Origin of the sequence: Burkholderia sp. Se-20378 (assembly GCF_017104665.1) — a bacterium.
GTDB lineage: Bacteria > Pseudomonadota > Gammaproteobacteria > Burkholderiales > Burkholderiaceae > Burkholderia > Burkholderia lata.
The window spans coordinates 1-10,497 of the sequence record NZ_JAAGPG010000286.1 but is presented as its reverse complement, the minus strand read 5'-3'; the positions used below and the strand labels follow the sequence as shown (position 1 = coordinate 10,497).

Annotated in this window: 10 protein-coding genes, 1 tRNA gene and 2 pseudogenes; 5 read left to right on the top strand and 8 right to left on the bottom strand. The window is 66.0% G+C overall.

Annotation, left to right across the window (positions count from 1 at the left end):
* Window positions 1–135 precede the first annotated feature (135 nt).
* The 4 genes and pseudogenes from G3N93_RS25200 to ompR all read right to left on the bottom strand — a co-directional run bounded on the left by G3N93_RS25200 (window position 136) and on the right by ompR (window position 3,614).
* Window positions 136–663: pseudogene (locus G3N93_RS25200) on the bottom strand (carboxymuconolactone decarboxylase family protein).
* A 76-nt stretch (window positions 664–739) separates the two neighbouring features.
* Window positions 740–1,288: a peroxiredoxin gene (locus G3N93_RS25195; RefSeq protein WP_011352387.1), complete on the bottom strand. Its 549-nt coding sequence runs from the start codon at window positions 1,286–1,288 to the stop codon at window positions 740–742.
* A gap of 189 nt (window positions 1,289–1,477) precedes the next feature.
* Window positions 1,478–2,839 (bottom strand): ATP-binding protein, encoded by a 1,362-nt coding sequence (locus G3N93_RS25190; protein ID WP_043188038.1) that lies wholly within the window; start codon window positions 2,837–2,839, stop codon window positions 1,478–1,480.
* Window positions 2,840–2,879: 40 nt separating this feature from the next.
* On the bottom strand, window positions 2,880–3,614 hold the full coding sequence (ompR, locus tag G3N93_RS25185; protein WP_006478565.1) for a two-component system response regulator OmpR: 735 nt from the start codon (window positions 3,612–3,614) through the stop codon (window positions 2,880–2,882).
* A gap of 258 nt (window positions 3,615–3,872) precedes the next feature.
* On the opposite strand from ompR, the gene G3N93_RS25180 reads away from it, so the two are divergent.
* The 3 genes from G3N93_RS25180 to G3N93_RS25170 all read left to right on the top strand — a co-directional run bounded on the left by G3N93_RS25180 (window position 3,873) and on the right by G3N93_RS25170 (window position 7,074).
* On the top strand, window positions 3,873–4,151 hold the full coding sequence (locus G3N93_RS25180) for a hypothetical protein (protein WP_174941234.1): 279 nt from the start codon (window positions 3,873–3,875) through the stop codon (window positions 4,149–4,151).
* A gap of 132 nt (window positions 4,152–4,283) precedes the next feature.
* Window positions 4,284–5,786, top strand: coding sequence for a DUF1800 family protein (locus tag G3N93_RS25175; protein WP_206122039.1), 1,503 nt, complete (start codon window positions 4,284–4,286; stop codon window positions 5,784–5,786).
* Window positions 5,787–5,853: 67 nt separating this feature from the next.
* A complete protein-coding gene (locus tag G3N93_RS25170) occupies window positions 5,854–7,074 on the top strand; it encodes a DUF1501 domain-containing protein (protein ID WP_206134184.1) in 1,221 nt (406 codons plus the stop codon).
* A gap of 10 nt (window positions 7,075–7,084) precedes the next feature.
* Here the strand turns inward: G3N93_RS25170 and hpnD are convergent, their stop codons facing one another.
* A complete protein-coding gene (hpnD, locus tag G3N93_RS25165; RefSeq protein WP_206134183.1) occupies window positions 7,085–7,918 on the bottom strand; it encodes a presqualene diphosphate synthase HpnD in 834 nt (277 codons plus the stop codon).
* A 234-nt stretch (window positions 7,919–8,152) separates the two neighbouring features.
* On the opposite strand from hpnD, the gene G3N93_RS25160 reads away from it, so the two are divergent.
* Window positions 8,153–8,239 (top strand) — tRNA-Leu (locus G3N93_RS25160).
* A gap of 192 nt (window positions 8,240–8,431) precedes the next feature.
* On the top strand, window positions 8,432–8,728 hold the full coding sequence (locus tag G3N93_RS25155) for a hypothetical protein (RefSeq protein WP_174941226.1): 297 nt from the start codon (window positions 8,432–8,434) through the stop codon (window positions 8,726–8,728).
* A gap of 105 nt (window positions 8,729–8,833) precedes the next feature.
* Here the strand turns inward: G3N93_RS25155 and G3N93_RS25150 are convergent, their stop codons facing one another.
* From G3N93_RS25150 to G3N93_RS25140, 3 genes and pseudogenes are all read right to left on the bottom strand, one after another.
* Entirely contained in the window at window positions 8,834–9,064 is a 231-nt protein-coding gene (locus G3N93_RS25150) for a hypothetical protein (RefSeq protein WP_011352370.1), read from the bottom strand.
* A gap of 115 nt (window positions 9,065–9,179) precedes the next feature.
* On the bottom strand, window positions 9,180–10,289 hold the full coding sequence (locus G3N93_RS25145; RefSeq protein ID WP_206134182.1) for a class II histone deacetylase: 1,110 nt from the start codon (window positions 10,287–10,289) through the stop codon (window positions 9,180–9,182).
* A gap of 16 nt (window positions 10,290–10,305) precedes the next feature.
* Window positions 10,306–10,497: pseudogene (locus G3N93_RS25140) on the bottom strand (MFS transporter); the annotation flags it as partial.

Here is a 10,497-nt window from a genome sequence, read left to right as displayed (position 1 = left end):
GCATTTTTCATTTCCGCGGCGCGGTTCGCCCGGCGCGCCGCGCCGCGGAAATGAAAAATGCCACGCATCCGCGTGGCATTTTCGTTTGGCGCGGCTACCGGGCCGGCGTGATTGCCGGCCGGGTGGTGCAACCGCTTATTCGCCTTCTGCGGCGATCACTTGCGCGGCGGCGTTGATCACCGACGCGATACGGCCGACGTCGCGCAGCTGCGTGACGGTCATCCCTTGCTCGTTCTTCAGCAGCGCCTAGTGCGACTTCACGCAGAAGTGGCCCTTGCCGACGATCGACGCGGCGAGCGCGTACATCTCGAACTTGCGCTTGTCGACGCCACCGTGCGTCGCATACGCGCCCATCCGCAGTTCGGCGCGTTGCGTCTTCAGGTCGGCATCGTCGGCCATCTCGACATACGGATACCAGGTGTTGTTCATCCCCATCAGCGCGGCCGCCGTCAGCACGGCGTTCGTCTCTTCGGGCGACAGGACGCCGGCTTCGCGGATCGTCTTGATGAGCACCGTGCTCTTCGCCGCGATGGCCGCCGCCAGCGCGACGCCGACCGCGTCGGTGCCTTCGAGCGACGAGCGCGAGATCGTGCCGTCGAGGTTCAGGCGAATGTCCTTCGCGTAGTCGGGAATACGTGCCTTAATCGAATCGATGAATTCCATTGATATCTCCTATGGGTTGGCCGTTAAAAAAGCCCGCAGGCAGGACGTGCGCCGCGGGCTTCGTGCATCGATGCGCTTACAGCGTTGCGCCGCCGACTGCACGGTTGCACGGGCACAGTTCGTCCGTTTGCAGGCCGTCCAGAATCCGCAGGACTTCTTCCGGGCTACGGCCGACGTTCAGGTTGTTCACCGAAACGTGCTGGATCGTGTTGTCCGGATCGACGATGAACGTTGCACGCAGGGCCACGCCGGCTTCCTTGTCGCGCACGCCGAGCTGGTCGATCAGCTCGCCCTTGACGTCGCCGAACGCGTAGTGGTTCAGCTTGTCGAGGTCCTTGTGCTCACGGCGCCATGCGAGCTTGACGAATTCGTTGTCCGAGCTGCCGCCCAGCAGGATGGCATCGCGCTCTTCGAACTGCTTCGTGAGCTTCGCGAATTCGACGATTTCCGTCGGGCACACGAACGTGAAATCCTTCGGATAGAAGTAGATGATCTTCCACTTGCCCGGGAACGACGCTTCGGTGACGGTCTCGAATGCCGACTGGCCGTTTTCCTCGTGATGATTGAAGCCCGGCTTCGCGGCTACGACGGTGAAAGCTTCGAGTTTATCGCCCACGGTTTTCATGCGGATACTCCTGTATGAGTTGGGAAGAAGACTGAGTCAAGCTACCTCGGTGCTGCAACGATGATGTGACAGCATGGGCAAAACTATAACACTATTAGTAAAGTGCTTCAATAGATTTTGACTAACGATCTTCATAGTTTTTTTCAACCGGATCGATAGTGTGCAGCGCAAGAAGTGTGCGCGAGCGCGTCACGCAGTCGCACGCGCCTTGCCGGCGCCGGGGAATTCGAGTGTGACTTCGAGGCCCGCTTCGGGGTTGCGGTTGCGCAGGCGCAGCGCGCCGCGATAGCGGCCGACGAGGCGCAGCACGATCGCCATCCCGAGGCCCGTGCCGTCCGCCTTGGTGCGGGCGGTGTCGACGCGGTAGAACGGCCGCATCACGAGCGGCAGTTGATCCTCGGGGATGCCGGGGCCTTCGTCGCTCACCGACAGCTCGACGCGTGCGTGCGACACGCGCGTCTCGAGCGTGATGCGCGATACGCCGTCCTGCTTGCTCTGCCCATATTTGCGCGCGTTCTCGACGAGGTTGCCGATCACGCGGCGCATGTCGGTCTCGTCGGCTTCGATCACCGCGCTCGGCGCGAGCCGCGTGCGGATCTCGACGCCGTCCTCGCCCGACACGCGCGCGGCGACTTCTTGCGCGATCGACGACAGGTCGACGGGCTCCGGTTTGCGTTGCGACGGGCGGGCGTAGTCGATGAAGGCCGCGATGATGCGGTCCATCTGCTCGATATCGTCGACCATCGCATCCTTGGTCGCCTGGTCGGACGGGCTCATCTCGGTTTCGAGCCGCAGCCGCGCGAGCGGGGTGCGCAGGTCGTGCGAGATGCCCGCGAGCATCAGCGCACGGTCGGCCTCGAGCTGCTCGAGGTCGCGCACCATCTGGTTGAAGCTGCGGTTGGTGTCGGCCGCGACGCCCATCCCGCGCTCGGGCAGCAGCTCGGGCGTCTGGCCTGAGCCGATCTGCCGCGCGGCGAGCGCAAGCCGCGAGAACGGCCGGTTCACGAGGCTCGTGATGAACGCGGAGCCGAATAGCGACAACGCGAGCGCGAACAGCCCCCAGCCGGCCCACTGCAGGCCCGTGACGTTGTCGAGCTGGTCGCGGTCGAGCGCGACCCAGTAATCGTCGTCGTCGATCTTGAAGCTGATCCATACGCCGGGAATGTCGTTGACCGACTGCGCGATCACGGTATCGTCGCCGAGGCGGCTGCGGATGTCGTGTTCGATCAGACGATTCAGCGATTCGTCAGGCTGCAGCTTGAATTTGTCGGTTTTCTCGCGCGGGTAAACGCGCACGCCCTCGTTGCTCTCGAGATCCTGAAGCAGCGCGCGCCGCAGATCGGGATCGGAATAGAGCAGGGCGGTGCGCGTGAGCTTCACGATCGCGACGAGCTGCAGCGCGACGCGCTGCGCACGCGGCTCGCGCTCGATCACGCGAAAGCTCTGGAACCACGCGGCGAGACTGACCGAGATCAGCAGCGCGATCAGCAGGAAGGTGCGCCAGAACAGCCCGCCGAACGCGAGCTGCAGGAGGCGCCGGTCGATACGCATGGGACGGGCCGTGGGCGGGCGAAACCGGAAAGAAAAAAGATCAGGCGGCGCCGTCCGGGATGAACACGTAGCCGAGGCCCCAGACGGTCTGGATGAAACGCGGGCTGCCCGGATCCGGTTCGATCAGTTTGCGCAGGCGCGAGATCTGCACGTCGAGGCTGCGGTCGAACACTTCATATTCACGGCCGCGCGCGAGTTCCATCAGCTTCTCGCGCGACAGCGGCTGGCGCGGATGACGCGCGAACACCTTCAGCACCGAGAACTCGCCGGTGGTGAGCGGAATTTCCTGGCCGGACTTCGTCAGCGTGCGTGTCGCGAGGTTCAGCGAGAACTCGCCGAACTCGAATACCTCGGTGGTTTCGGACGGCGCGCCCGGCAGTTCGGCCGGCGCCTGACGACGCAGCACCGCATGAATGCGTGCAACGAGTTCGCGCGGGTTGAACGGCTTCGGCAGGTAATCGTCGGCGCCCATCTCGAGGCCGACGATGCGATCCACATCCTCGCCCTTCGCGGTGAGCATGATGATCGGCGTGCGGTCGTTGCTGCCGCGCAGGCGGCGGCAGATCGACAGGCCGTCTTCGCCCGGGAGCATCAGGTCGAGCACGAGCAGGTCGAAACGCTCGCGTACCCAGAGCTTGTTCATTGCGGTCGCGTTTTCGGCGACGTAGACATTGAAACCCTGCTCGCCGAGATAGCGGCGCAGCAGATCGCGCAGGCGCGGGTCGTCGTCGACGACGAGAATCTTGGAGGGGTTTTTCGTTTCCATGATCGGCATCTTATCGCGAATGGGAATTGACGCACGGCCGCGTATTTTCGGGCGTTACAGTCGGTTACAAAATTTACCCGTAGTGTCGCGCCGAGTAAAGGCAGGCTATAGAGATTCCTTTACTCGAAGCCGAAATTCGGTAGATACTCCCCTGCACTCCATCTTTCATCTTTGCACACCCGAATTCCGCAGGGTTTTTCAAGTACCAGAGGTAACCGGTTGCCGCGTGACGAAGGGAACAAATCGACCAAAGAAGCGAGGACGGTCATGCGATCTGCCCGGATTGCACTGATGCTGACGATCGCGCTTGCCGGTCCGTATGCGTCGAACTTCGCGTATGCGCAGCGCCCCGAGCAGGGCGCATCGTCGCGCAAGCTGCCGCGCGGCAAAGCGCCGCAGTCCGATCGTACCGCCGAGATGACGGTCCGTTCCGCCGTGCCTCCCGATCTCGAACAGCACCGCCGCGACGGGCACATGACGCCCGAGGAGCGCCACCTTTTGCGCCAGCACATCGAGGACGCCGTTCGCGAGCTGTACAAGCGCTGACGCGCCGTCCTTCGCCTTGCGCGGAACATGCCGCGCGGAAAAGATTCGTAGCAATTTTTCCGTCAACTTTCGCCTGCTGATTGCCGTTGTACCGGCATCCGCACCGCCGGTGCGTTCCGGGAGTCCATGACGATGAAAGCGAACGCTGCCGCACCGGCGCCGTCGCCTGCGATGCAGTCGCCGCTCGACGCCGACGATGCATTGTTTTTCCTGAGCCGTACCGGCTTTTCTCCCGCGCCCGCCGATGTCGCGCGCATCGTCGGCATGACGCGTGCGCAGGTCGTGGCCGACACGCTCGGCAACGTTCGCCGCGACCCTGTCACGACATGGCCCGACTGGATCGCCGAGTTGCCGCCGACGCGCGCGCAGCGCCAGGCGCTGACCCCCGACATGCGGCGCGACGAGCAGCGCGAGCGCAACGTCCGGTACGATGCGCTGCGCGCGGCGTGGGTCAACGAGATGATCGTGACGCCGTCGCCGCTCACCGAGCGCATGACGCTGTTCTGGCACGGGCACTTCACGTCGGGGCAGGACAAGGTGCCTTACCCGCAGACGATGGCGGCGCAGAACGCACTGTTTCGCCGCGAGGCGCTCGGCAATTTCGGCGTGCTGCTGCACGCGGTCGCGAAGGATCCGGCGATGCTGCAGTACCTCGACGGCGCGAGCAATCGCAAGGGGCGCCCGAACGAGAATTTCGCGCGCGAGGTGATGGAGCTGTTCACGCTCGGCGAAGGGCATTACACGCAATACGACGTGACCGAAGCCGCGCGTGCGATGACGGGCTGGACCGTCGATCCCGATACCTATCGCTTCGAGGTGCGGCCGGATCTGCACGATGCGGGCGACAAGACGATCCTCGGCGAAACGGGGCCGTTCGACGGCGATGGCTTTCTCGACATCCTGCTGAAGCGGCCCGGCACCGCGCGCTTCATCGCCGCCAGGCTGTGGCGCGAGTTCGTGTCGGATACGCCCGATCCGGGCGCGCTCGATGCGGTGGCCGAACGGTTTCGTTCGAGCGGCTACGACATTCGCGCGGCGCTCGCCGCGCTGTGGTCGACCGACGCCTTCTGGGATCCACGCAACCGAGGCGTGCTCGTCAAGTCGCCGGTGGAATTCGTCGTCGGGTCGGTGCGGCTGTTCGACGTGTCATACGGCGATCCGCAGATGCTCGCGAACACCGTGCGCACGCTCGGGCAGAACCTGTTCTACCCGCCGAACGTGAAGGGCTGGCCGGGCGGCGCGCTGTGGATCAACAGCACCACGTTGCTCGCACGCAAGCAGTTCGTCGAACAACTGTTCCGCGCGACGGAGACGGCCGGCATGCACCCGCCGGCGCATGCGATGTCGCCAGCGCCGAATGTCCGCGCGCATGCGATGCCGGTGGTCGATACGGCGTCCGCTGCCGGCATGCGCAGCACGCCCGCCAAGCCCGCCCGCGCCGGCCTGCGTTTCGACCTCGAACGCTGGCTTGCACAATATCGCGCACGGCCGCAGGCGATCGCGGGCTTGTCGACCGAGCTTCAGTTGCAGCACGCGGTGCTGCAACTGTCGCCGGTCGCGGCGATCGACACGGATTCGACCGGCAGCGCGTATCTCGAGGCGCTGCTGATGGATCCGGCCTATCAACTGAAATGATTCGAACGACGATGAAGCGGGGAGCCGGTGCGGCAAAGCTGCCGGACGGTGAACCAAAGGATGCGCGATGAACCGACGTGATTTTCTGACGCTGACGGGCGCGGCGGCCGCGGCCGGCGTGTCGATGTGGCAAGCGCCTGCGATGGCAGCTTCCGTGGCGCAGGCGGGGCGCCAGGCGGCGCCCGGGTATGCGAACGTGCTGATCCTCGTCGAGCTGAAGGGCGGCAACGACGGCCTCAACACGGTAGTGCCGTATGCGGACCCGCTGTATTACCAGTTCCGGCGCGGCATCGGCATCAAGCGCGAGCAGGTGCTGCAACTCGACGCGCACACGGGGCTGCATCCGTCGCTCGCGCCGCTGATGCCGCTGTGGCGCGACGGGCAGGTTGCGGTCGTGCAGGGCGTCGGCTATCCGCAGCCGAACCTGTCGCATTTCCGCTCGATCGAGATCTGGGATACCGCGTCGCGCTCGGATCAGTACCTGCACGAGGGCTGGCTCACGCGCACGTTCGCGCAGGCGCCCGTGCCGCCCGGTTTCGCGGCCGACGGCGTCGTGCTCGGCAGCGCCGAGATGGGGCCGCTCTCGAACGGTGCGCGTGCGATCGCGCTCGTCAATCCCGCGCAGTTCATCCGTGCGGCCCGGCTCGCGGAGCCGTCGTCGCTGCGCGAACAGAACCCCGCGCTCGCCCACATCATCGATGTCGAGAACGACATCGTGAAGGCGGCCGACCGGCTGCGCCCGCGCGGCGGGATGCGTGAATTCAGGACGGCGTTTCCGACCGGTGCGTTCGGCACGTCGGTCAAGACCGCGATGCAGGTGCTGGCCGCGTGCGAAGCGTCCGGGCCCGGTGCGCAGGATGGTGTCGCGGTGCTGCGCCTGACGCTCAACGGCTTCGATACGCACCAGAACCAGCCGGGGCAGCAGGCCGCGCTGCTCAAGCAGTTCGCGGAAGGGATGAGCGCGATGCGCGGCGCGTTGATCGAACTCGGGCGCTGGAACCAGACGCTCGTGATGACGTATGCGGAATTCGGGCGGCGGGTGCGCGAGAACCAGAGCAACGGCACCGATCACGGCACGGCCGCGCCACATTTCGTGATGGGCGGCCGTGTGGCCGGCGGGCTGTACGGTGCGCCGCCGGCGCTCGGGCGGCTCGACGGCAACGGCAACCTGCCGGTCGCGGTCGATTTCCGCCAGCTCTACGCGACCGTGCTCGGGCCGTGGTGGGGGCTCGATGCGACCCGCGTGCTGCAGCAGCGCTTCGATACGCTGCCGTTGTTGAAGGCGTGAGGAGCGAGGATCAGCGGCGGCGCGCGGCGCGCCACGCGATCCACAGCTTGCGGATCGGCGTCAGCGCGATACGCTGATGCAGCACCTGGTAGTCGTCGCGCTCGATTTCGTCGAGCAGCGAGCCGGCCAGTGCGATCTGCGCGCGCAGCGTGCGCTGGGCGCGGCGTTCGGATGCCGGGATCGCCGCTTCGGCGGCCACGAGCGCTTCGCGCGCGCGCGCCGTCTGGAATTGCAGCAATTCGGTGAAGGCCGGGCTGTAGCGGCGATTCAGCAGATCGGCCGCGGTCACGTTGTAGCGCTGCAGCTCGTCGATCGGCAGGTAGATGCGGCCGTGGCGCGCGTCGTTGCCGAGGTCCTGCACGAACTGCGCGAGCATCAGCGCACGGCCGGCGTCTGCGGCCCACGGTTGCGGGTCCGCCGGGTTTGGCGAACTTGCGCGTGCGACCAGCGACGCGAAGGTGCCGCCGACCTGCGCGATATAGCGCTGCAGGTTCGCGAAATCGAGGTAGCGCGCCTGTTCGAGATCCATCCCGTAACCGTTGACGAGCGTACGCAACGCATCGGCCTCGGCGGCGATCGCCGGATGATGCTTGGCGAGCGCCTTCGTGACCGGGTGCGACGGTTGCCCGTCGGCCAGCGCCGCGAGTTCCTTGTGCCACCACGCGAGCTTCGTGTGTCCGACGGTCGGGTCGCTGGTTTCCTTGACGGTTTCCTCGAGTTCGCGGCGCAGCGCGAACAGTGCCGTCAGGCGCGGCTGCGTGGCGAGCGGTGCCTGACGCAGCGCGTAGTAGACGCTGGAGCCCGCAGGGGCGGCCTTTTGCTGACAGTAGTCGTCGAAGTTCACGGGCGGAATCGTGTGGGGGCGGGTTCGGGGGACGCGCGGCGGCGCGGTGCCGAAACGTCGAGCGCGGCATTCTAGCATCGCTGCAAGATGGGTGCCGGCGGGGCGAGACAAGCCCGCACGGATCGGGTAGAATCTCGCGCTCGCCTGATTGGGCGTGCCGGTTACAAGCCGGCGCGATGTCCCGGGCGCGTGGCCACGCATCTTGCGTGCCGCGTGGTCAGGCGACAGTCATTCGCGTGAGTGGCGAAATTGGTAGACGCACCAGGTTTAGGTCCTGACGCCCGCAAGGGTGTGCCGGTTCGAGTCCGGCCTCACGCACCAGAAGTCGAATGCGCCTCTAACAGGGGCCATTCACAAAAAGGCGCTGTCGGTCGATTGACCGCGGCGCTTTTTTGTTTATGTCGGTGCTTTTCCGGCACGCGAGCCTGGGCAAGCGGTGCGCGAATATTCGTGCCGCGTGTAATATCGTGTTCACTTCCCATATAAGAAACACAATTACGCCGAGGATCACCGATGAAACACACCGTACGCATTCCGATTTCCGTACTGGCGCTGATGCTGGTCGCGCCGGCTTTTGCCAATACGCCTGCCGAGAACATTGCGTGGAGCGCCAGGCCCGTGCAGACGGTTGCATCGACGTCGTCGGCGTGCTCTGCGTATTCAGGGCGCGTGATGTCGAGCGGCGAGACATTCTCTACGGAAAACGTGCTGAAAGCGCTCGGCACGTCGCTGGCGGGCGCCGCGCTGGGCGTCGTCACGGGCGGATATCAGGGCGCAGCCCCCAATCCGTGTGCGCGCCCGGGCCTGTGACCGGCCCGCAAGCGAACGGCGGGAATGCCCGCTTGATCAGAAACAAGCCAGACACCCAGCGCCGCGCGTCGCCCGACCCGCGGCGCTGCGTCATTTCAGGCGTGCCTATTCCCAGAAACTCCGGATCGCGACCGCCACGATCACCGGCACCGAGAACACCAGCGGGATCGCGAAATACTGTGCCTCGCGATCGACGACCCAGCTATAGATCACCCACGCCGCGCCGATCGCGAACGTGATGAGGCCGACCGTCACGGCGGCGATGTTCAGGACCAGCTTCGAAGGCTGGCGGCGCGTCTTGGCATCGTCATTGTTATCGCGCGGGGACGATTTCATCGGAAGAGTGCGGCTTCGCGCCGGAACGGGGATAAAAGCACAGGAAACCCCATCCGCTCCGATCGCACAAGAGGGCCGGCGCAGGCCGGCCCCCCGTCGCGTCTCCCGGCGCGCGCTAGAACCCGAACGACGCCGCCAGTTCGTCGAGCAGTTCGCGCTGGAACGCGACGAACCGCTCGCCCGGCTGCTGCGCGATCGCGAGGTCGAGCATCGGATCGGCGACGTCGGTGCGAACACCCGCCAGCGCCTCGACGATCGCGAGCCCGCAGAACGGCACGTACGCCTCCGAATAGCCGCCTTCGTGAACGATCACGAGCCGTCCGCCGCAATGGCGTTGCGCAGCCTCCTTCACCGCACGTGTCATGAACCGGTAGCTGTCGGTATGCAGCTGCATGCGCGCGAGCGGATCGACCGCGCTTGCGTCGAGGCCGCTCGCGATGACGATGAGCTCGGGCCGGAAACGCTCCAGCGCCGGCAGCACGATCCGTTCGAGCGCGTAGCGATACGCATCGTCGCCGCTGCCGGCGAGCAGCGGCACGTTCAGGTTCGCGCCCGCGCCAGCACCTTCGCCGCGGTCGTCCGCGCCGCTGTAGCCGGGCGGGAAGCAGCGGTCCTGATGCAGCGAGATCGTCAGCGTGTCCGGATCGTCGTAGTAGATCGACTGCGTGCCGTTGCCGTGATGCACGTCCCAGTCGATCACCGCGACACGCTCGATGCCGTGTTTCGCACGCGCGGCCTCGATCGCGATCGGAATGTTCGCCAGCAGGCAGAAACCCATCGGACGATCGCGCAGGCAGTGATGGCCGGGCGGCCGCGACAGCGAGAACGCATTTGCAGCACGCTCGTCGAGGACCGTATCGACGGCCGCGATCGCGAGTCCGGCCGATAGCGCGGCGATCTCGTAGCTGCCCTTGCCGAACGGCGCGAGGTCGCCGAGGTCGCCGCCGTTCGCATCGCTGAGCGCGCGGAACGCGTCGAGATAGTGCGCGGGGTGAATGCGCAGCAGGTCGGCGGTCGAGGCAGGCTCGGCGCCGCGCAGGTCGAGTTGTGCGGCCAGGCCCGAGGCCTGCACGAGCGACAGGAAACGGCGCTTCGAATCGGGCGATTCCGCGTAGCCCGCGCTCGACGGCGGCTGGACCCAGCCGCCGACCGGGAAGAACAGCGCGTGCGTGCCGCCGGTATGCCAGAAAGTGCGTTCGTCGGTGAAGAAAGCAGTGCGATTCATGGATGTGCGTGACCTGTCACGGTTGGGAGGAAACGGAAGGGCGCGTGCGGCGATCGATGTGGCGCAGCGCGGCGAACGACACGATCGCGACGGCCGTCGCGGCCGTGAACAGCACGCGCATCGTGCCGCCGGCGTCGAGCATCAGCCCGGCGAGCAGCGGGCCGGCCGCGAGGCCGGCGCCGATCACGAAATTGAGCGTGGCCACGAG